Raw genomic sequence first — 21,659 nt, 5'->3', positions numbered from 1 at the left:
TTATGGCACATCAAGCAGTTAAACCCTATAGTTTTTTAATGTACTTTTTAGCCATTATTGCATTTTTCTTTCTAGGCATCGTTTATGCTAGCATTACAGAAGCAGGAAAAGGACAAATGTTGGCTGGTGGTGCCATTGTGTTTGGTTATGGTGTGATTGGCGCGTTTATTGGGTTGTGTTTATCAATATTTACAGCTATAAAAGCTAAACGACATAGTATCATTAAAATTAATGGTTTGTTAACGCTCATTATTGTAGCGTCTTTTGCATATTTCTATGTCAACTACCAAAAGCGTCAACGAGAAAAACTAGAGAACGAACAACAAAAAATAGAACGACCAAAAACCCATAAAACTACAAATAAAGCACAAACCAAACCAATGGCAATGCTGATAAATTCAGACACAGATAACCAAACAACACATGAAATGGGTTTGGGTATGTTCACGCCTAATTTCTATGAAAACAAAGTATTGTATTTCTATAGTAACCTAACTCATGGAAAATCGGTTCAAGAACACATGCCAACTGATAGTATTACCTTCAAACAACGCGAATATGGCGGTTTTGATATTGCAACTGCGCCACCTTGGTTGGTTCCAGAACATTTAAAATTGGATTACGACCTACTGTATTTTAAAGTCAAATCCATTTCGCACGATTTTATTGAAGTCATCGTTAATACAACCAATAATCAAACTGCATTTGTGGATCGCTATTCTGGAAAATTACATTATTGGTCTGAATTCTTGTTAGGTGTTCATAGTATTGAATTTCCAGAGCCTTCAAAACACAAAATATATGTAAAGCCTTTAGATCATGCAGGAACAATTGCAACCTCTTACAGTTTTATGCGTCCTGTAAAAATTCAAAATGATTGGATGTATGTTGAACTCATGGATGATAACTTCAATAAAAAAGGAAATGGTTGGATCCGTTGGACTAAAAACAGCAAAATGCTTATCACTTATAATTTATTGAGCTAGTTTAAACTATGATAAAGTTTTTTTAGAAAAATACGTCAAAACTTAATTAAGAAAAAAAGAGTGAGCAAGTGTATATTTATTCCTTTAATTAAATTATTCTAGTTGTTGTTGGATTTTTGAGTAAAAAATAGAAATAAAGCAAAAAGCCCTCATTTAACTGATTATATTGGAGTTCCTTAGTTTATCCAACACGCTTTGTAGCTCTTCTTCTTTTTGTGTTCCTATTAAATATTTTTTCTTGTTAAAGAGTTTCAAAGATAAGCCTTTGTTCCCTTTCATGTTATAGACTATGCCATGAGTCATTCCTATTCTTATTCCATAACCAAGAAATCTATATTTTATAACTCGTGCAGATTTGATGTCTGTCCATAAAAAATGTTTCTTTATAAAAGAAAAAAAACTAACACGAACGCCATCATTATTAATTTCAGTCTTTAAACGCATAAGCCAGAATAAAACAATAATTCCAAAAATAAATGCAGAAAACAGCATAAGAACAACATCAGACATGGGATTGTTTCCAAATGCTTCTCCAAGAACAAACTGCTTGTAAATACCAAAAACCGGAATATTACCAAGTCCTATTATAATAAGCCAAAGCCACCACTGTGAAAATCTTTGTTCTTCTTTAAAAAAGACATTCATAAAACAAACTATTTAACCAAACCATAGGTATCAAACAAATAGACCAAACTTGCCATGGTAGCTGCCCCAAGTTCCAACTCACGCTTATTTACAGCATCAAAGGTATCATTTGCAGCATGATGGTAATCGAAATAACGTTGAGAATCTGGACGCAAACCAGCCAAGACATTGGTATCTGTTTTTAAAGGGCCAACGTCTGCGCCACTACCTCCTTTTTCAAAATAATGTATTAAATAAGGTTTAAATAACTCTTTCCAGCCCAAAACTTGATTAAAGTTTGCATCATTACAATCAAAACTAAATCCTCTAGGTGTAAAGCCTCCAGCGTCACTTTCCAAAGAAAAAATATGTGTCTCTCCTTTTTGTTTGGCGACCTCAGCATACTTTGTGGCACCACGAAGTCCGTTTTCCTCATTCATAAATAACACCACTCGAATACTGCGTTTAGGCTTGATACCTGTTTCTTTAAACAACCTTAGCACTTCCATAGACTGTACAACTCCTGCTCCATCGTCGTGAGCTCCATCTCCCAAATCCCAGGAATCCAGGTGTCCTCCAACTACTATATACTCGTTTGGAAACTGACTTCCTTTAATTTCACCAATCACATTGTAAGATTGAACATCATTTAATTGCTTACAGGTTTGGCTGAAATAAAATTTAATATCCTTATTTAAAGCCAACATACTACTTAAGGTATTGGCATCGTTGGTACTTATGGCTGCTGAAGGAATACGTTTGGACAATGGTAAATTACCATAAGTCATACTTCCTGTATGTGGGAAATTGTCTTGTCGTAAACTTAATGAGCGAACCAAGACTCCAACAGCTCCATACTTTGCAGCTTCCATAGCTCCCGAATATCTTTGATTCACACAACCTCCATAAGCCTCGAAAGTCTGGATTAAATCGGCTTGCATAGGTTTGTTAAAAAACACTATCTTCCCTTCAATGTTTTCTTTTCCTAGTGCCTCTAACTCATCCATGCTCTTAACCTCCACCACATGAGCTTTTATACCTCCAAACGGTGTTGCTATAGAACCTCCCAATGCACAAATATTCACATTGGTTGTGGCTCCAAAAGCCGATTCTATAAAAGCAAATTCTGGCGCACCACGAACCCATTTAGGCACCATAACCGGTTGAAGCCAAACTTTGTCCAAACCTAATTTTTCGAGTTCTTCTTTTGTGTACTCTACTGCTTTTTCTGCATTTAAGGAACCTGACAAACGTCCACCTATTTGATTAGACAAATGGTCCAACCATTGGTAACTGTTGCCATTTGTTAAAGAGGTTTTGTATAGATTTTTTATAACCTCTGCATCTGTTTGTGCAGTTGTGTTTAAAACTAAAAATAAACTAAGAAATAAAATGATGTATCGCATGGGAAAAAATTAAAAAATAAAAATACTGTTATTAAAAAAACAAATTGTTAAACAGATTATAAAAGTCGGTTTTTTTATTGCTCACTTTCCAGTTGTTTTTTATAAAGCTCCAAATTTGCTTTAACCTCATCATCCAATTCCGGTTCTTTAATATCCTTATATTGCTTTAAAGCTTCGTATATAATATGAGCCACAAGAATTCTAGCTGTAGGCTTATCGTCTGCAGGAATGGCGTACCAAGGCGCATGAGGTTTGGATGTTCTGTTTATGGCATCTTGATAACATGCTTGATATTCATCCCAGAGTTCCCGTTCTTTTAAATCGTTAGGAGAGAATTTCCAGTTTTTGTTTTTCTTTTCCAACCTACGAAGCAATCGGTTTTTTTGTTCGTCTTTAGAAAGATGTAGATAAAATTTAAAAATTATGGTGCCGTTTTCTGCTATGTGTTTTTCAAAATTAATTATCTGTTCAAAACGTTTATCCCAAAAAGTATCGTTAATATCATCCAAAGAAGTAACATCTGGTAAATTTTCCCCTAAAATATATTCTGGATGTACGCGAGTTACCAACACATTTTCATAATGTGTTCTATTAAAAACCCCTACTTTTCCTCTAGCGGGAAGCGCAATATAATGTCGCCATAAATAATCGTGTTTCAGCTCCAATGGAGTTGGCACTTTAAAACTATGTACCACAACACCTCTAGCATTTAGGTCTTTAAAAACCTCACGGATCAAACTGTCTTTTCCAGCTGTATCCATGCCTTGCAAACACACCAAAACCGCATATTTACCATGTGCATACATGGTATCTTGGAGCTTGGCCAGTTTTTTTCTTATATCCTCTAGTTCCGACTCGATTTTTTTGTTGCTCGCGTCAAGATCGATAGATGTTTTAACATCTTTTAATTTTATAGGTTTGGTAACTTTAAACTGATCACTATCTATATGTTTCATGTTGCAAAGGGTTTAAGTCCAATTTATTTTGAAGCAAATAGTTTCACGTCTTGCTCACCTACTTCCTTCTCACCAAGAATGATAAGTCTTTCAACCACATTTCTGAGTTCACGAATATTTCCGGTCCAATCGTAATCCTGAAGCATTTTTACTGCTTTTTCAGAAAATGATTTTTTTGCCGTACCATGTTCGTTGGAAATTTTTTCAGAGAAATACTCAATCAATAATGGAATATCTTCCCGTCTATCGTTTAAAGGTGGTACCTTAATCAAGATAACTGCCAAACGATGATAGAGGTCTTCGCGAAATTTTCCTTCGTCTATCTCTTTTTTTAAGTCTTTGTTGGTTGCAGCTATTACGCGTACATCCACTTTAATGTCTTTATCGCTTCCTACACGCTGAATCCTGCTTTCTTGCAAAGCCCTTAACACTTTGGCCTGTGCAGAAAGGCTCATATCGCCAATTTCATCCAAAAAGATGGTGCCTCCATTAGCTGCTTCAAATTTTCCCGCTCGATCTTTTACAGCACTTGTAAAAGCACCTTTTACATGACCAAACAATTCACTCTCTATGAGTTCTGAAGGGATTGCAGCACAATTGACTTCAACTAAAGGTCCAGAGGAGCGTTCGCTTTTTTGATGCAACCAATGCGCCACGAGTTCTTTTCCTGTTCCATTTGGTCCAGTAATCAGCACACGAGCATCTGTAGGAGCCACTTTATCAATCATGCCTTTAATATTGGTAATAGCTTCACTTTCCCCAATCATTTCAAAGTTCTTGCTTACCTTCTTTTTAAGCATTTTGTTTTCCACAACCAATTCCTTGCTGTTTAGAGCAATACGGACAGTGTTCAACAAACGGTTTAGGTCTGGCGGTTTTGAAATATAATCGAAAGCGCCCAATCTCATGGTATTAACAGCTGTATCCAAATCGCCATGACCGGAAATCATGACAATAGGTATTTCAGGTTTTATTTTTTTTACGGCTTCCAAGACTTCAACCCCATCCATTTTTGGCATTTTGATATCGCATAAAATCAAATCGAAATCTTCGTTTTTAATTTTCTCAATACCTATAAGGCCATCTTCAGCTTCTTCTACTTGATAGTTGTTGTTCTCTTCTGAGAGAATTTTAACCAATACGCGTCTAATGGCTGCTTCGTCTTCTATAATTAATATTCTTGGCATCTTTTAATTCTTTTTTTCAATAATATGAATGTCTCTTTGTGGAAACGGGATACTGACATTATTTTCCCTAAACAACCTGTCTATTTCAAACCTAATATCGCTAGATGGGAACTGGGCCTTAAAACTATCGTTTAAGGTAAAAATCAACTTAAAATTTAATGAGCTGTCTCCAAAATCCGTGAACAAAACCACTGGTTCTGGTTGACTTAAAACTTCTGGGTGTTTATTGGCTGCTTCCAACAATAACTTCTTTACCAGTTGTACATCGCTGCCATAAGCTACTCCTACCGAGACACTCTCTCTTGTGAAGGTATCGTTTTGGGTCCAATTGTACAAACTGTTTGTAAGATATAAGTGATTGGGTATAACCAATACTTTATTATCTATTGTAACGGCTCTGGTTGTGCGAAGTTTTATTTCTTCCACACGTCCTATTTTATCTTCTATTTCTATAATGTCCCCTACATGCAAACTTTGGTCTATTAATATAAAAACTCCAGAAATAATATCTTGGAATAAGGTTTGTAAGGCTAGACCAACACCTATCAACAGGGCTGCAGATGCAGCAAAAATAGCGGTAACGTTCACACCTACAGAATCGAACACTATCAATAATACAATAATGTAAACCAACCATCTGGCAAAAGAAAACACAGTATTGAATTTAGCTTTGTCTGCTTTTGGCAGCCTTCTGGAAAATATACGCCTTAAAAAATTTAAAACAATGGTAGTGATGATGTAAATAACAAACACCAACAAAACCAAGCCTATGGTTATCTTTATGGTTTTATCTTCATTAACGTATAAAACAGTCCTTAAAAAATCCAAAAACGTTTCCCAAGCGCCACTATCTGTCACTATTTCCTCTATTTCATCTAAATGATTCTGCATGTAAGATTAATATTTAACCCATTTTAGTAATTCTTTATAACTTGGTTTTTTTCCATACATTAAAATACCCACACGATAAATTTTAGCTGCAAACCAAACTGTAAAAATAAAAGTCCCTATCAATAAAGCTAAAGATACCAATTGCTGCCAAATAGGCACACCAAAGGGAATTCGCATAAGCATGACAACTGGCGATGTAAAAGGAATAAATGAAAACACTGTTGAAACGGTTCCGTGAGGATCTTCTATAACCGTAAAAATGCCAATATAAACAGCTAATATCAATGGCATTAAAATAGGTAGCAAAAACTGTTGGGTATCTGTTTCGTTATCAACAGCTGCTCCAATGGCTGCATAAAGCGAACTGTACAACAAGTAGCCTCCAATAAAAAACAGGATAAAGGCTATAATTAAATTGGTAATAGGAAGATTGTAAAAAGCTGTAATAACATTTTGGATTTCGGTATTGACATCTGGATTTTGCATGGCTTGATTTAAGATTTCCTGCTGACCTGTTTGTGATTGTGCAAAATCTATTCCGAAAACCATGGATAAAACCGTCATTAAAACACCTCCCAAAATAATCCAGATTACAAACTGGGTGATTCCTGCCAAAGAGGTTCCAATAATTTTACCCAACATAAGCTGGATGGGTTTGACAGACGAAATAATGATCTCTATGATGCGACTGGTTTTTTCCTCTATCACGCTTCGCATGATCATATTACCATAAATAATGATAAACATAAACAGTAAATATCCTGCCAAACCACCAAATATAAGCTTTACAACACTATCTATTTTTGAGGTTTTTTCACCTATAAAACTTTCTTGACCTATGTTTACACGTACTCTGGAAGCTTTAATTTTTTCAACATCCACGCCTTCAAACTCCAACTTTAAATCTGTGAGTTGCTTTTCCAGTTTGCTTTCCAGGGCAGACATAAGCGTTAACGAAGGGGATTCTTCTGAAAAAAACTTGATATGTTCGCCCAACTTATCTATATCCTTAAAATTTTCTATGTATAGCAAGCCATATTCCTCATTTTTATGGACTTGTTCCTTGGCTTCTTCCAGAGACATGTTTTCCAAAATATGATACGTCAGGTTGTCTGTGTCTGTAAAAGAATGCTTTAAAATTCCAGATTGATCCAAAATGGATATGGTTCGTTGCTTATTGTTATTTATTTGAGAAAGATAAGCCACAACAGCTATAAGCGCAATCATGATGATTGGACTTAAAATGGTCATGACTATAAACGATTTGTTTTTAACCTTGGTTAAATATTCTCTTTCTATGATTAATGATAAATGATTCATATTAATTATTCTTTATGGCTTGAATAAAAATATCGTTGGCACTTGGAATTAGCTCAACAAAATGCGAAACTTCCCCTTTAGAAGTTAAAAAACTCAACAAATCATTTGGGACATCCTTTTCTGAAAGTTTTACATTAAGCATCAATTCGTCACCAAGTGTTTTAAAACTTGCAGGCGATACCACAAATTTTTCTGAGAGTTCTTTTTCCAGCAGCAAATTATTGGAGGTTCTGATGCCAACTTCGAAGGTGTTGGTTTTAAACTGCTTTTTAATATCTGTGAGCTTCCCATCCAGAATTTTATTGGATTGATGAATCAATGCAATTTGATCGCACAATTCTTCTACGGATTCCATTCTATGGGTTGAAAAAATAACAGTCGCTCCATTGTCTCTCAACCTTAAAATTTCATCTTTAATAAGTATGGCGTTTATGGGATCGAAGCCAGAAAAAGGCTCATCGAATATCAACAACTTTGGTTCGTGTAAAACCGTTACAATAAATTGTATTTTTTGGGCCATTCCCTTGGAAAGTTCCTGGATTTTCTTGTTCCACCAATCTCCAATTTCCAATCTCTCAAACCAATATTTCAATCGGGTTTTGGCTTCTGCTTTGCTCAAACCCTTTAGCCTAGCCAAATACATGGCTTGTTCACCAACTTTCATGGATTTATAAAGGCCACGTTCTTCAGGCAAATAGCCTATGTCCTTAATATGATGTGTTTGAAGTGGCTCTCCATCTAAAAACACCTGCCCTGTGTCTGGCATGGTAATTTGATTGATAATGCGAATTAATGTGGTTTTACCTGCCCCATTTGGACCAAGAAGTCCAAAAATACTTCCTTTAGGTACAGAAATAGACACTTGATTAAGTGCTGTAAAGTTGCCAAATTTTTTAGAAACCGATTGTGCTTCTAATAAGTTGTTCATATAGGTTGGTTATTTATGATACGTAAAGATATTAAATGTCATAAAGTAATCCTTAATATACGGAAATAATTTAAATGCCATTAAAAAAACAAAACCCACCCTGAAATATATAATATTTTAGGATGGGAAAAAATTGCTATGAAAAAGAAAAAAACCACTATTTAAAAATAGTGATATTTCAAAGATAGTGTTTTTTAATAAACTATCGATATTTAGATACAAATAAGTTGTTAAAACAAAAAAAATCCCTCTATTGAAGAGGGATTCGTGGAAGTATATTTTTTTAAGAAAACATGTCTTTTACTTTCTCAAAGAAAGATTTGTCTGAACTTTCTGGCTTTGGCGCAAAATGTTCATCGTCTTTCATGGTTTCAAAAAAGTCTTTTTGTTGTTTGTTTAAGGTTTTTGGTGTCCATACGTTTACATGAACCAATAAATCCCCTTTTCCATATCCATTGATACTAGGAATCCCCTTCCCTCTTAAACGCAATATTTTTCCAGATTGCACTCCTGCTTCTACTTTAATACGAACTTTTCCTGTTACTGTATCTATCTCTTTGGAAGTCCCTAAAACAGCATCTGGCAAACTTATGTACAAATCGTAATGCAAATTGTCTCCTTCACGTTGTAAGGTGGCGTGCTTTTCTTCTTCGATGGCTACAAGCAAATCACCAGAAACCCCATTTCCAGGAGCTTCGTTACCCTTACCAGAAACTTTAAGTTGCATTCCATCTACAACTCCTGCCGGAATTTTTATGGAAACAGTTTCTTCTTTAACAATTAAACCATGAGCATCTGCACCATCGGGCTTTTTATCAATGGTTTGACCAGCTCCACCACAGGTTGTACAGGTTGTTGCAGTTTGCATACGTCCTAAAATAGTATTTGTAATACGTGTTACCTGTCCAGAACCATGACACATACTACAGGTTTTGTAGGTGGTTCCACTGGCTTGGACCTTACGTCTTACTTTCACTTTTTTCTCAACACCATTGGCTATTTCTTCTAAGGTTAATTTTACCCTAATACGCAAATTACTACCTTTTACACGACGTTGCTGGCCTCCAAAACCACCTCCAAAACCAGAGAATCCTCCTCCACCTCCAAAGGCTCCTCCAAAAATATCGCCAAATTGGCTGAATATGTCATCCATATTCATGCCTCCACCACCAAAGCCACCATTGCCATCAAAGGCTTGGTGCCCAAATTGGTCGTAGCGCGCTTTTTTATCGGCATTGCTCAAGACCTCATAGGCTTCTGCTGCTTCTTTAAATTTTGTTTCAGCTTCTTTGTCGTTCGGGTTTTTATCAGGATGATATTTTAAGGCCATTTTTCTGTATGCCTTTTTTATTTCGGCTGCACTGGCATTTTTATCAATCCCTAAAATCTCGTAATAATCTCGTTTTGCCATATGTTTATTGTCCTATAACTACTTTTGGAAATCTAATTATTTTATCGCCTAGTTTGTATCCTTTTTCAACCACATCCACAATTTTACCTTTCAAATCGTCTGATGGTGCAGGAATTTGCGTTATCGCCTCATGTATATCTGCATTGAAAACATCTCCTGACTCTAGCTCTATTTCTTCAAGCCCTTTACCTTTTAAGGTGTTCTTTAATTTACTGTTAATAAGCTCCACGCCTTTTAAAAGTTCTTTTTCTTTGGTCTTGGAAATTTCGGAATAGGCTCTATCAAAATCATCTAAAATAGGCAGCAAAGATAGCATGACGTCTTGACTTGCAGTTTTAAACAATTCAATACGCTCTTTGGCAGTACGTCTTTTATAGTTTTCAAATTCGGCAAATAAACGTAAAAATTTATCTTTTTCCAGTTTCAGTTCTTCTTGAAGCTGTTCTTCCTTACTTAACTCTTCTTGTTCCATAACTTGGTCATCAACTTGATTTTCAGTTTGATTTTCAACTTGATCCGAAGTTATATCTGTTTTTTCATCATTCTTACTCATAGTTGTACTTGTAAATATTAAATACTTTTTAAAGATGGCAAAAGTACTGCCATTATTGTAAAAATGTCAAAATGTCACCAAATAATTTTAATATTTTTTTTAGATTATATTATCTGGCAAATATGTATTTTTGCTACTTAACACTAAAAACAATAACTTATTATGAAAAAAAGATTTCTTACAGTTTTAACAGTAGCAACTTTGGCAATTGCTTTTACCAGTTGTAAAGATAAAGCCAAGGAAGCAGAAACTACTGAAGCTGAAGTTGCTGCAGAAACAACAGATGTTTCAACCAAATATAAAGTAGACACAGAAAGATCTACCATAATGTGGACAGGTCATAAACCTACAGGATCCCATAACGGAACCATTGCCTTGGACAGTGGTGTGGTAACTTTAAACAACGACACCTTGGAAAGTGGTACGTTTTTAATTGATATGAATTCCATTACTGTAAAAGACATTCCTGCAGAAGAAGAGGACAATGCAAAACTTACAGGACATTTAAAAAGTCCTGACTTTTTCCATGTTGAGCAGTTCCCTGTATCTGCTTTTGAAGTGACTGGAATGGAAACTGTTGAAGGTAAAACCATGTTGTCTGGAAACTTAAAAATGAAAGATGCTGTTAACAATATCAAGATTCCTGTAACAGTAGACCAAAATGGCGACGCTTTAACCATTACCAGTGAAACGTTTACCATTGACCGTTCTAAATGGAATGTTCAATATGGTTCTAAATCATTTTTTGATAATTTAGGTGATAAGTTTATTAACGACGAAATAGAATTACAAATCAACATTACTGCCACTAAAGCTTAATGATGATTTTCTAAAATAAAAAAACCGTTACAACACTTGTAACGGTTTTTTTTTACAATAAATCTTCCAATGCTGGTTTGAGATTAACAAACTTATGTTCAAATTCAGTGTCAATGATCTTTTTTGAACACACTCGCTGACTTTCAAAAAGCAACACATGCATTTCCCCTAGGATCAATTTCATGACAACCTTGGGAATGTTTGGCAACCACAAGGGTTTATTTAATGTTCTCCCAATGGCTTTTGTTAATTCTTGATTGGTAACAGGGTTTGGTGCTACTCCATTATAAACACCTTCCAGTCCGTTCTCCAAAACATGAATGAATATTCTGGCCAAATCTTTTTTATGAATCCAGGATTGCCACTGAAGACCACTTCCAAAAGCTGCTCCAAAACCGTATTTGGTAGGTTTAACCATTTGTGGCAAAGCACCTTCTTTAGCATCCAACACCAAACCAATTCTAATTTTTGAGACTTTCATATTTAAATTGGAAAAAGCATCTGCTGCCTCTTCCCATTCCTTGGCCACTTTCCCTAAAAACCCTGTAGAGGTGTTTTTATAATTCTCTTCGTAATAATTAGTTAAAGAATCTGGGTAGATGCCAATGGCACTTGCAGTTATTATATGATTGATTTTGATGTTTTCTTTCTTTATGGCAGATTTTAAAAGCTGTAAACTTTGCAGCCTACTGTTTATAATTTTTTGTTTGTAGGAGGAGGTCCACCTATTGGAAATGGGAGCTCCTGCCAAATTTATTATAGCATCGACCCCTTGAAAGCACGACACATCAATTTCATTATTGGCTGGATTCCAATAAAACCCTTTATAGTGTTCTTTATTTTCAATTTTATGCTTTGAGGTAGTTAAGTAATGTACAGAAATAGCATGTTTTTTACATTGAGCTACAATGGCATTTCCTACTAATCCTGTGGCTCCTGTAATTAAAACTTTCATAGTCAATTTTTATTTAAAGATACAGATTTACCAATGCTATAGCAGTCACTTTAAATAAGGTTTAACAGATTTAACGAAAGTTTAGGGTTTATGAACGTAAATGGCTAGATAAACACTTAATTATAGAGCCTATTTTTTCCTCTTGGCATTTATCCGAAATATTATAATCTTGGAGTCGCTGTTTGTTTTGTAGCACGAAGCATTTCACGTTTTCCTGGAGGTCCAGGAAGTTTTTCAACAGTAAAACCAACGGCTTGCATGGCTCGACGCACACTCCCTTTGGCTGAATAAGTCACCAAGACACCTGATGGCATAAGAGCATCAAACATTATTTTAAACACAGATTCGGTCCATAGGTCTGGTTGGACACGTGGCCCAAATGCGTCAAAATATATTAAGTGATGTGTATTTGTATCAGTGATGTCTTTAAACATCTTTTGCTGCTTTAACAAACTGAAGTGTGGCGATATTTTTTGAAAGGTTCCCCAAGGCACCAAATGTATTTGATTGTTTAAATCTTGATATCTTGCCTCTTGAAACAAAGTGGCATAATCCAGCTCCAAAACTTCTTCTTTGGAAACCGGATAAGCTTCTACTCCAACATAAGCAATGGAAACGCTGTGTTTTTCTGAAGCGACCAAAGTTGCTAACGCATTTAAGCCTGAACCAAATCCAATCTCCAAAATAGAAATAGGTTGATTTTTAGTAGAAAAATGGTCTATTGCGTGTAGCAAACCATGTTTAATAAAAACATGTTCTGCTTCTTGCAAAGCGCCATGAACCGAGTGGTAATGCTCATTTAATCCTACAAGTTGAATGGTTTTTGACCCATCGCCCGTAATGATGATTTTGCGTTCCAAAACTATTTAATTAATAGTTTCTGAATTCTAGTGATTGGTCCAGTACATTCCGTTTGGTGACAAGAGATACAAAGGTTGATTGTATTGTTGTAACGTTCCTTTAGGGGAACTTGGGACTCTGTGTTGAAAATTTCTTTTTCACTTTCTATAAAAAGTTTGGAAAAACTCTGAAATGTTTCGTTTCTACTTTTGAATTCTGAAAGTTCTGCTGTATGGATTTTCAAAAAATCCAATGGGAATTCTGTTGGTATTTTGCCTGCTAAAATATCTTTTTTCAATTGTAGGTTTTCTGCAAACATCTGGTTCATGAGGTTTGCCATTTCAGATGGTTGATACATATCGTAAACCACCTCATCTTTTTCAGCAATAACCTCTTCCTTTTCAGCAACAACCTCTTCCTTGGCAAGGTTACAACCAAAAAAAAGTAATAGTGTTAATATACCAAAGAAGGAATTTTTCATTTATTCTTCTTTTAGCAAAACACCATTGGCTTCAAAAGAATATGTGCGCTTAGGTTCTGTAATTGCAGCTATCTCTTCTTCGGATTTACCTGCATCTTCGGCATAATGACGTTGTTCTTCAACAGAGAGTTCGCTTACATAAGCTTTTCCATCTATAATAACTTCTTTTCCAGCAATGTTTTTCGGCATAAAAAACCCGTAATCCTTAAACTTAACCATAACCTGTTCATTGTTGCCTAAATCCAATTTCATCCAGCAACCTTTGGCTTGGCATACTTCATCTACCTTAGCAACCATTTTTGTGGAAATACTGTCCCCTACAGTTAAATCCTTATAAGTGTCTGCCATTAATTTGGCTTCTATAGCATCATTAGCTTCAATTTTATCTCCAAAAGAGGCATAAGCTATTTCCTTAACTTCTTCGGTTTTCACTGTTTGTTCTGTGTTTTGTTCTGTATTGTTCTTACAAGAAACAAATGCTAAGGTTAAAGCCAAAAGTGTAAAAAGGTGCTTCATGATAATTTCAAAAATTTAATTAAGAATAGCGTCAAAGATACGTATTTTTTAAAAAAAGTTTTGGTTTTTTATCCTAGTTTAATTTTATAAATTCGCAATTGAAATTAAAAGCCATGATAAATTCTTTAAATACCAACCTTGACATCCAAAAATCTGAAACTTCTAAGATTGAAAATGTCGATTTTGAAAACCTAGCCTTTGGAAGAACTTTTACAGATCACATGTTTGTTTGCGATTTTATTGACGGCAAATGGCAACAACCTAAAATCATGCCTTATCAGGCCATGACTTTTGAACCTTCAGCTAGAGTTTTTCATTATGGTCAAGCCGTATTTGAAGGCATGAAAGCTTATAAAGACAATGCTGGGAAAATTTGGTTATTTAGACCAGAAGCCAACCATAAACGTATAAATATATCTTCGGCTAGACTGGCTATGCCTGAATTTCCGAAAGACTATTTTTTTGCTGGTTTGGAAACCTTATTGAAAATGGATAAGGAATGGATACAACCTGGTATTGGAAACTCCTTGTATATTAGGCCCTTTGTAATTGCCACTGAGCCAGCCATATCGGCCTCTCCAGCTAGCACCTACAGATTTATGATTATTTGCTCTCCAGCAAAGGCTTATTATTCTGGTAAAGTTCGCGTGTTGTTTGCTGAAAAATACAGCCGTTCTGCAGATGGAGGTGTTGGTTTTGCTAAAGCTTCCGGAAATTATGCTGCACAGTTTTACCCTACTTCTCTAGCTCAAGAAAAAGGCTATCAGCAAATAATTTGGACTGATGCACATACACACGAATATCTAGAAGAAGCCGGAACCATGAATATCTTTTTTAGGATTGATGACCGTTTGGTTACTGCTCCTACAAGCGATAGGATTTTAGATGGAATTACAAGAAAAAGCATCATCCAATTGGCAGAGGACAATGGTGTAACCGTGGAAATAAGACGTGTTCCTGTAACCGAAATTAAGGAAGCTGCAAGAAATGGTAGTTTAAAGGAAATTTTTGGTGCTGGTACTGCTGCTGTGGTAAGTCCGATTTCTGCTTTTGAACATGGAAATGAAGTCTTTGAAATTCCTGATCTTGAAAACTCTTACGCCAGCAAGTTTAAAAAGCAATTACAGGACATTCAACACAATCTTTCTGAAGACAAACACGGTTGGAGACATGAGGTGAAATAACTCTGCATTATGAGTAAACTGAATTTATGCAGTTTAAACATTCAGAAATCCATCCCTTGTTTTTACCTTATTTATTCTTTCCCTAAAATTTCTGAGATATTGGGTTTAAAGTAGTTTGGTCCTTTTAGGACTTTGCCGTCCTCACGATAAATAGGCTCTCCATTTTCACTCAACTTGCTCATATTGCTACGTTGTATCTCATCAAAAACTTCTTCAATTTTATATTGTAATCCATGCTCTATTATCGTGCCACACAAAATGTAAAGCATGTCGCCCAAAGCATCTGCCACTTCTACCAAATCGTTATTATTGGCTGCTTCTAAATATTCTTCGTTTTCCTCTCGCATCAACTTATAGCGTAACATGTTTTTTTCCATACCCAAATGGGCTTTTGGTGTTTCACGATGTCCTATTTTAAAAGCTGTATGAAATGCTTTAACTGCTTCTAGTTTATCTTTCATAGAAATATGGATTTCATTTCCAAAAATGGAAATCTTATAAAGATGTTTTCGTATTTTTGCCTAAAATTAAGGATATGTTTACAAATGGTCAATGGGTTTTTGGAATTTTATTTGCTATTGCTTTTATAATCGTTGTCTTCTATACCTACAGGCACGACCTAAAACTTCATAAACGTTATTACAAAGGGAGCATTTGGATACTGGTTGCCTTTATATCCTTCATTGTTTTTATTGCCTCCATCAAGTGGTTTTTTAAATAAACACCCTAATCTTATTTATTTTAACTGTTTATTTTAAAGAGGTGTTAACCTTTTGGTTTCTTTTTTTATAGACTTTTATTGATGACATTAATATTTAGTTACGATTTGTTGTTATATATATTATTTATCTGACAATTAAATAATTAATGTATCTTTAAAACGCTATTAATCTAATTTTATCACACATGAAAAATTCTATCCGAATGCTTCTGATTGTTTGTATGCTTACAAATGGTCTATTTGCCCAACAAAAACCCAATCAAAGAATTTCCAACAAAAAAACTGGCATTTCCTTAGAAACTTTGATTAAACAGAAAAACAACTCTTACGTAATTACTAATGATTATGTTAGCAAAAAAACTGGTATTAGACATGTTTACTTAAGACAAGCTGTTGATGGCATAGAGGTTCAAGGCACAGAATCCAGTATTCATTTTGATGCTTCTGGAACTGTAATTTTATCTCACAATAATTTTTTGGAAAACATCCAATCAACCATTACAAATAAATCGGTTGCCTTAAATGCAAGTCAAGCTATTGTTTCGGTTGCCAATCAAATGAATTATCCTTTAGGTAACCTTGAAATAATCAAGCAAGAACAAGGGAAAAACAAACAAGCCATCTTTAATAAAGCTGGGATTTCTTCTGAAAACATACCTATTAAACTTATGTATTATTTCAGGGAAAATATTGGAACCACGATAGTTTGGGAACTTTCAATTGCTGAAAACAATTCATCAGATTGGTGGAATTTTCGCGTAGATGCTGTTTCCGGTACCATTATAGACAAAGACAACCTAACATCCTATTGTAACATTTTAGGCAACCATGAAGAACACGCACCTAGTAATCCTACTAAAAACACTTCAAATTTTATAGGTCCTGTTCAAGACATTGAATATAGTAACACATCTCAAAACTATTATTTCCCTGCCATTCCTTTTGCTCCTGCAGCAAGTTACAATGTATACGCCATGCCTACGGAGTCTCCAAATCATGGTGGCAGAAGTTTAGTGACAAATCCTGAAAACTTGACTGCATCGCCTTATGGCTGGCATGATATTGATGGGATTGAAGGTGCCGAATATACCAACACAAGAGGAAATAATGTGAGTGCTTTTGATGAAGACGACAATAACGATTTACCAGACGATAGGTATACCTATAGTCCTGGTGGAAACCTAATTTTCGATTTCCCGATAAACCCTGTGTATTCGCCTGGAGAACAATCAGATGATGCCGTAGTTACCAATTTGTTTTATTGGAACAACATTATTCATGATGTGGCCTATCAATATGGATTGGATGAAGCTGCTGGAAATTTTCAAGAAAACAACTATGGCAATGGAGGCTTGGGAAGCGATTCTGTTAATGCACATGCGCAAAGTGGCGCTGGATCATGCAATGCCAATTTTTCAACACCAGTTGACGGCTTTAGACCAAGAATGCGAATGTATGTTTGTGGTTCAAGGGATGGCGATTTGGATAATGCTGTAATTGTACATGAATATGGACATGGCATCTCTACAAGGCTAACTGGAGGCCCAGCAAACTCATTGTGCCTTCAAAACAATGAACAAATGGGAGAAGGCTGGAGTGATTTTTATGCGTTGCTTTTAACCATGACATTTACTGATACTGGGACAGACTCTCGAGGCATGGGAACTTGGCTAATTGGCGAAACTGCCAATGGACCAGGAATAAGAACCTATCCATATAGCACGTTGCTCGCTACAAACCCACATACGTACGACGATATTAAAACAGAAGCCGTTCCTCATGGAGTTGGCTCTGTTTGGGCTGCCATGTTATGGGAAATGACATGGAATTTAATTGACGACCAAGGATTTGACCCCGATTTTTACAATGGTACAGGTGGAAATAATATTGCATTAAATCTAGTAACACAGGCCCTAATACTACAACCCTGCAGCCCAGGTTTTGTAGATGGTCGTGATGCCATTTTAGCAGCAGACCAAGCTTTATATGGTGGCGCATACCAATGTTTAATTTGGGATGCTTTTGCAAAAAGAGGTTTAGGCTATAGTGCCAGCCAAGGCTCATCAACAGATAGAGGTGATGGCACCGAAGCTTTTGATTTACCACCTAATTTTTCAAGTTTAAATACTGTTGAAGAGATTTGTTTGTCTGATGGCTTACAAACAGGCCTTTCTGGAGGATTGCCTACTGGAGGGGTGTACAGTGGATTAGGTGTAACAGACGATGGAAATGGATTGACATTTACTTTTGATCCTAATGTAGCAGGAGAAAGTTTGGTGGATATAAATTATAATGTAACGGACTTTTGTCTGGGAACACCAATTACGCTTTTAGACCAAATAAATGTCACCAATAATCCTCCGGAAATAATAACACGAGGAGGTGGTTTAATTACATTTACAGAGTCACAATCAGACAGTCCTTATATGGTTATTCCTGATGGAAGTCCAACAGGCGACACAGCTATTATGTCTGTCGCTTCGAATGTTGTGATTACAGATTTAAACGTGGATATAGACATCACTCACTCTTGGGTTGGCGATGTAACCATAACCATTACATCACCAAATGGAACCTCTGCTGTTATTTATGATCGTCCAGGTGTTCCAGCATCAACCTACGGTTGTAGTGGAAATAATATATTGGCAACTTTTGATGATGAAGCAATCAATCCTATAGAAACAGAATGTGCCACTACCGAACCAGCTATATTTGGCAACTTTATACCACAAAACCCTTTATCTGTTTTTGACGGTGAAAACACGCAAGGAGATTGGGTTATTACGGTATCGGATAGTGTTAGTGCAGATGGTGGAACCTTAAATTCTTGGGGAATAACCTTTAATTACGAAGTGCTTTCAACACCTCTTGACGTGGTTCTGGATGCTACTGGAAATGCCACTATAAATGCCGAAGATTTATTGTTTAGCAACTCTGTGGATTGTGGTGTAACTACAGTTACTGGTGGAAACCCATTAGCTATAACCGTTAACTTTTCCTGTATGGATTTAGGCTCCAACAATGTGGACGTATCATCCGCCAACAATGCTGGAGCTTCAACTACTGGAATTGCAATAGTAAATGTAATTGACAATTTAAATCCAACAGCTAATGGACAAGACATTACGGTAGATTTGGCAGGCAATGGTTCTGTAAGTATTACAGCAGATGATGTTGATAATGGCTCAACGGATAATTGTGATTTCACTTTAAGTATAGATATAAACACCTTTACTGCTGTTGGAGATTATCCCGTAGTTCTTACGGTTACGGATAGCTCTGGAAATGAAGATACAGTTTCTGTTAACGTAGAAGTTATTGATAGTACTTTAACCAGTGAACATTTTGAAGAAACAGATAGCAACATATCCATTTATCCGGTTCCTACTGAGGCGACTTTAAATATATCAACAGACTTAATTATTGACTCAATTGTTATGTTTGATTTGTTGGGAAAACAAATCATGTATATTGAAAAACCATCAAACAGGATAGATGTAACCAATCTTTCAGAAGGAATGTATCTTTTAAAGATTCAAACTGAAAATAAAACAGTGATAAAACGTTTTGTTAAAAATTAAATTAACCCACAAATTAATGATGACAATTTATAATTTTTTAGATGTATCATAAAACCATAAACATGAACACGTTTCTAATACTCGTATTATTACTTGCCATAAATTTTATTCTTTTAAAATTCAGTGTCAATAAATAATAAATAGGTTTGAAAGTTTTAACAATAGAAACTCAAAAAAAAGCCTTAATGCAAAAACATTAAGGCTTTTTATATTAATAATTTTCCTATTAATTTACCTCTGGAAGGAAACTATAATGCTTACTGTAATCTAACATCTGCCCAGGAAAAGATTCTGGTTGCGTTACTTTTATAGCTGTAATTTCACCATTGGCATCCATTTCTGGAACCAGAACTGGGTTTACAAAACCACTGTATGGTGCAGACGTAAACTGTTTGTTTCTTTCTAAAACTTCGGCATGAAGGTCTTGGTCTACTTTTACACCATAAGTTTCAACTAACGTTTCAACAGCTTTATAATCGCCTTCAGACTTGATACGCTGAGTTTCTTTTAATAACTGCCCAAACAACTCGTGTAACTTATCATAATCGTTAATATTGAAATACGTTTTTCCGTCTCGTGTTATTTTTTCTATCACATTATCGGCTTTACCTTTTTCATAAACCCATGCACTTACCCATTGTCTGTTTCTCATATGAGCTTCTTCTACATCGTCTCCTAAGTTCAATCGGATTAATTGGGTCATCAACCCATTTCTAATATAACCATCGTAAGCTGCTTTCCCTACTGCTTTCCAATCGTCCACCAATCCCAATTCTTGTAATTTAGGATTGTATAGGTAATATAGTCCTACCAAGTCTGCACGACCTTCTTCTAACGTAGAGGCGTAATTTTTTAAAGTTTCTTTGGTCTCTCCAACTCCTGGGTTTAATTGTCCAGAAGCATGCCCAATAACTTCATGTAAAGCTGTGTGCAATTTATCTGCCAATTGTCCGTATTGTTCTTCCAATTGTAACTCTTCTTCGTCGTTTACAAATTCTTTTAAACGGTCTGAACTTCCTGCATTATTATAGGCTTCAATAATATTTCCCAAAGAAACCGATTTACTACCAACAGCTGCACGAATCCAGTTGGCATTTGGCAAATTAACACCTATTGGCGTGCTAGGGGAAGCGTCTCCAGCTTCGCCAGCAACGTTTACAACCTTGTATGTAACACCTACCACATTTTTCTTTTTATGAGCATCCATTAATGGTGCATTGTCCTCAAACCATTGTGCATTATCGGATAGTACTTTCATTTTTTGGGACATGTCAAAATCATTTACCTGAACAATGGTTTCGTAAGATCCTCTGTAACCTAACGGATCGTTATAAACCTCAATAAAACTGTTTATATAATCTACGTTACCTTCTGTTGCTGCTGTCCAAGCTACATTATAGTCGTCCCAAGTTTGTAGGTTTCCTGTTTTATAGTATTCTATCAATAAACCAATAGCATCGCCTTGGGCTTTATTTTCAGCTACGTCTTGAGCCAATTCCAACCATTTTATAATCTCGTCTATGGCAGAACCATACAGGCCACCAGATTTATAAACCAACTCTTTTAACTCACCATTTTCCTTCACTAATTTGGAGTTCAATCCATAAGATAATGGTTTGTCTGGATTAGGGGATTTTTTGTTTTTATAAAAATTTATAACATCGGCATTGGTAACATTTGGTCCATAAAAATTAACAGCCGAAAGTGCCACGTTATCCACTCCTTTGGCTTGATTTACCTTTTTGGAATCTACCTCGTTAAAAATAACGTTAAAAGCGTCCTCCTCCAATGATGCATTGGTTTCTGCCATTAACGATTTTAAATACTCCTGTGAGAATTCCGGTTTCAACTTGTCATTTGAATAATGATGATGAATTCCGTTACTGAACCAAACACGCTTTAAATAAGTTTCAAAAGCTTTCCATTCTTCAGATGTTTTGTCTCCAGAGTAATTAGCATACACAGTTTCCAAAGCCTTTCTAATCTTTAAATTGTGTCTGTAATTCTGGTCCCAAATAATATCTCTACCTGCTAAACCTGCTTGGGTTAAATAATAAACCAGTTTTTGTTCTTTTAAGGTTAAATTATCCCATCCAGGAATTTGGTAGCGCAATATTTTAATATCGGCAAACTGCTCAACATTATAATCGAAGGTTTTTTCTTCTTTAACTTCTGTAACCTCTAAAACAGGCTCCTTTTTATCTTCATTACAAGATACCAAAGCAGCAAAGGCTAAAGCAAAACTCAATACATATGTAACTTTCATGTTTATTATTTTAATTGTTCTCCTGCAAATGTAA

Annotated in this window: 19 protein-coding genes; 4 read left to right on the top strand and 15 right to left on the bottom strand. The window is 35.6% G+C overall.

What is annotated here, in order from left to right; all coding sequences use genetic code 11:
• The first annotated feature begins 2 nt into the window (after positions 1-2).
• The gene (locus tag D778_RS09570; protein ID WP_040492070.1) at positions 3-986 is read left to right on the top strand and encodes a hypothetical protein; all 984 of its coding nucleotides are present in this window, start codon (positions 3-5) and stop codon (positions 984-986) included.
• 153 nt (positions 987-1,139) lie between these two features.
• On the opposite strand, the gene D778_RS09565 is transcribed toward D778_RS09570, so the two are convergent.
• From D778_RS09565 to D778_RS09525, 9 genes are all read right to left on the bottom strand, one after another.
• Positions 1,140-1,631 carry a hypothetical protein gene (locus D778_RS09565; protein ID WP_007650090.1) on the bottom strand — a complete coding sequence of 164 codons (492 nt, stop codon included), beginning with the start codon at positions 1,629-1,631 and terminating at the stop codon, positions 1,140-1,142.
• An 8-nt stretch (positions 1,632-1,639) separates the two neighbouring features.
• Positions 1,640-3,016 carry a M20/M25/M40 family metallo-hydrolase gene (locus D778_RS09560; RefSeq protein ID WP_007650087.1) on the bottom strand — a complete coding sequence of 459 codons (1,377 nt, stop codon included), beginning with the start codon at positions 3,014-3,016 and terminating at the stop codon, positions 1,640-1,642.
• Between the two features lie 74 nt (positions 3,017-3,090).
• On the bottom strand, positions 3,091-3,972 hold the full coding sequence (locus D778_RS09555) for a PPK2 family polyphosphate kinase (RefSeq protein WP_007650086.1): 882 nt from the start codon (positions 3,970-3,972) through the stop codon (positions 3,091-3,093).
• Between the two features lie 23 nt (positions 3,973-3,995).
• Positions 3,996-5,159: a sigma-54-dependent transcriptional regulator gene (locus D778_RS09550; protein WP_007650085.1), complete on the bottom strand. Its 1,164-nt coding sequence runs from the start codon at positions 5,157-5,159 to the stop codon at positions 3,996-3,998.
• Between the two features lie 3 nt (positions 5,160-5,162).
• On the bottom strand, positions 5,163-6,050 hold the full coding sequence (locus D778_RS09545) for a mechanosensitive ion channel family protein (RefSeq protein WP_007650084.1): 888 nt from the start codon (positions 6,048-6,050) through the stop codon (positions 5,163-5,165).
• A 6-nt stretch (positions 6,051-6,056) separates the two neighbouring features.
• The gene (locus D778_RS09540; RefSeq protein WP_007650083.1) at positions 6,057-7,370 is read right to left on the bottom strand and encodes an ABC transporter permease; all 1,314 of its coding nucleotides are present in this window, start codon (positions 7,368-7,370) and stop codon (positions 6,057-6,059) included.
• A gap of 1 nt (position 7,371) precedes the next feature.
• The gene (locus D778_RS09535) at positions 7,372-8,298 is read right to left on the bottom strand and encodes an ABC transporter ATP-binding protein (protein WP_007650082.1); all 927 of its coding nucleotides are present in this window, start codon (positions 8,296-8,298) and stop codon (positions 7,372-7,374) included.
• Between the two features lie 283 nt (positions 8,299-8,581).
• Entirely contained in the window at positions 8,582-9,709 is a 1,128-nt protein-coding gene (dnaJ, locus tag D778_RS09530; RefSeq protein WP_007650081.1) for a molecular chaperone DnaJ, read from the bottom strand.
• Between the two features lie 4 nt (positions 9,710-9,713).
• Entirely contained in the window at positions 9,714-10,262 is a 549-nt protein-coding gene (locus D778_RS09525) for a nucleotide exchange factor GrpE (protein ID WP_007650080.1), read from the bottom strand.
• Positions 10,263-10,424: 162 nt separating this feature from the next.
• On the opposite strand from D778_RS09525, the gene D778_RS09520 reads away from it, so the two are divergent.
• Positions 10,425-11,081, top strand: a complete 657-nt coding sequence (locus tag D778_RS09520) for a YceI family protein (RefSeq protein ID WP_007650079.1) — start codon at positions 10,425-10,427, stop codon at positions 11,079-11,081.
• A 52-nt stretch (positions 11,082-11,133) separates the two neighbouring features.
• Here D778_RS09520 and D778_RS09515 read toward each other — a convergent pair whose 3' ends face one another.
• The 4 genes from D778_RS09515 to D778_RS09500 form a co-directional block, all read right to left on the bottom strand.
• Positions 11,134-12,036 (bottom strand): TIGR01777 family oxidoreductase, encoded by a 903-nt coding sequence (locus D778_RS09515; protein ID WP_007650078.1) that lies wholly within the window; start codon positions 12,034-12,036, stop codon positions 11,134-11,136.
• A 161-nt stretch (positions 12,037-12,197) separates the two neighbouring features.
• Complete coding sequence (mnmC2, locus tag D778_RS09510) at positions 12,198-12,896, bottom strand: tRNA (5-methylaminomethyl-2-thiouridine)(34)-methyltransferase MnmC2 (protein ID WP_007650077.1); 699 nt, start codon at positions 12,894-12,896, stop codon at positions 12,198-12,200.
• A 2-nt stretch (positions 12,897-12,898) separates the two neighbouring features.
• Positions 12,899-13,357, bottom strand: coding sequence for a hypothetical protein (locus D778_RS09505; protein ID WP_007650075.1), 459 nt, complete (start codon positions 13,355-13,357; stop codon positions 12,899-12,901).
• Positions 13,358-13,873, bottom strand: coding sequence for a DUF4920 domain-containing protein (locus tag D778_RS09500; RefSeq protein WP_007650073.1), 516 nt, complete (start codon positions 13,871-13,873; stop codon positions 13,358-13,360).
• Positions 13,874-13,986: 113 nt separating this feature from the next.
• Here D778_RS09500 and D778_RS09495 point away from each other — a divergent pair, with 113 nt between their 5' ends.
• Positions 13,987-15,057, top strand: coding sequence for a branched-chain amino acid aminotransferase (locus tag D778_RS09495; RefSeq protein ID WP_040492126.1), 1,071 nt, complete (start codon positions 13,987-13,989; stop codon positions 15,055-15,057).
• 71 nt (positions 15,058-15,128) lie between these two features.
• On the opposite strand, the gene D778_RS09490 is transcribed toward D778_RS09495, so the two are convergent.
• On the bottom strand, positions 15,129-15,518 hold the full coding sequence (locus tag D778_RS09490; protein WP_007650070.1) for a pyrophosphohydrolase domain-containing protein: 390 nt from the start codon (positions 15,516-15,518) through the stop codon (positions 15,129-15,131).
• Positions 15,519-15,963: 445 nt separating this feature from the next.
• Between D778_RS09490 and D778_RS14200 the strand changes: the two genes are divergently transcribed.
• On the top strand, positions 15,964-19,359 hold the full coding sequence (locus D778_RS14200) for a M36 family metallopeptidase (protein WP_155949933.1): 3,396 nt from the start codon (positions 15,964-15,966) through the stop codon (positions 19,357-19,359).
• 226 nt (positions 19,360-19,585) lie between these two features.
• On the opposite strand, the gene D778_RS09475 is transcribed toward D778_RS14200, so the two are convergent.
• Positions 19,586-21,625, bottom strand: coding sequence for a dipeptidyl-peptidase 3 family protein (locus tag D778_RS09475; protein ID WP_007650067.1), 2,040 nt, complete (start codon positions 21,623-21,625; stop codon positions 19,586-19,588).
• Positions 21,626-21,659: the final 34 nt, after the last annotated feature.

It is taken from the genome of Xanthomarina gelatinilytica (genome assembly GCF_000348685.1).
Taxonomy (GTDB): domain Bacteria; phylum Bacteroidota; class Bacteroidia; order Flavobacteriales; family Flavobacteriaceae; genus Xanthomarina; species Xanthomarina gelatinilytica.
Note: the sequence above shows the minus strand (reverse complement) of the source record. Positions and strands in the feature narration are given on the sequence as shown.

Bases quoted from the DNA above. Each gene is read 5' to 3' on its own strand.
- D778_RS09570 (WP_040492070.1), top strand. From the start codon at position 3: ATGGCACATCAAGCAGTTAAACCCTATAGTTTTTTAATGTACTTTTTA.
- D778_RS09565 (WP_007650090.1), bottom strand. From the start codon at position 1,631: ATGAATGTCTTTTTTAAAGAAGAACAAAGATTTTCACAGTGGTGGCTT.
- D778_RS09560 (WP_007650087.1), bottom strand. From the start codon at position 3,016: ATGCGATACATCATTTTATTTCTTAGTTTATTTTTAGTTTTAAACACA.
- D778_RS09555 (WP_007650086.1), bottom strand. From the start codon at position 3,972: ATGAAACATATAGATAGTGATCAGTTTAAAGTTACCAAACCTATAAAA.
- D778_RS09550 (WP_007650085.1), bottom strand. From the start codon at position 5,159: ATGCCAAGAATATTAATTATAGAAGACGAAGCAGCCATTAGACGCGTA.
- D778_RS09545 (WP_007650084.1), bottom strand. From the start codon at position 6,050: ATGCAGAATCATTTAGATGAAATAGAGGAAATAGTGACAGATAGTGGC.
- D778_RS09540 (WP_007650083.1), bottom strand. From the start codon at position 7,370: ATGAATCATTTATCATTAATCATAGAAAGAGAATATTTAACCAAGGTT.
- D778_RS09535 (WP_007650082.1), bottom strand. From the start codon at position 8,298: ATGAACAACTTATTAGAAGCACAATCGGTTTCTAAAAAATTTGGCAAC.
- dnaJ (WP_007650081.1), bottom strand. From the start codon at position 9,709: ATGGCAAAACGAGATTATTACGAGATTTTAGGGATTGATAAAAATGCC.
- D778_RS09525 (WP_007650080.1), bottom strand. From the start codon at position 10,262: ATGAGTAAGAATGATGAAAAAACAGATATAACTTCGGATCAAGTTGAA.
- D778_RS09520 (WP_007650079.1), top strand. From the start codon at position 10,425: ATGAAAAAAAGATTTCTTACAGTTTTAACAGTAGCAACTTTGGCAATT.
- D778_RS09515 (WP_007650078.1), bottom strand. From the start codon at position 12,036: ATGAAAGTTTTAATTACAGGAGCCACAGGATTAGTAGGAAATGCCATT.
- D778_RS09505 (WP_007650075.1), bottom strand. From the start codon at position 13,357: ATGAAAAATTCCTTCTTTGGTATATTAACACTATTACTTTTTTTTGGT.
- D778_RS09500 (WP_007650073.1), bottom strand. From the start codon at position 13,873: ATGAAGCACCTTTTTACACTTTTGGCTTTAACCTTAGCATTTGTTTCT.
- D778_RS09495 (WP_040492126.1), top strand. From the start codon at position 13,987: ATGATAAATTCTTTAAATACCAACCTTGACATCCAAAAATCTGAAACT.
- D778_RS09490 (WP_007650070.1), bottom strand. From the start codon at position 15,518: ATGAAAGATAAACTAGAAGCAGTTAAAGCATTTCATACAGCTTTTAAA.
- D778_RS14200 (WP_155949933.1), top strand. From the start codon at position 15,964: ATGAAAAATTCTATCCGAATGCTTCTGATTGTTTGTATGCTTACAAAT.
- D778_RS09475 (WP_007650067.1), bottom strand. From the start codon at position 21,625: ATGAAAGTTACATATGTATTGAGTTTTGCTTTAGCCTTTGCTGCTTTG.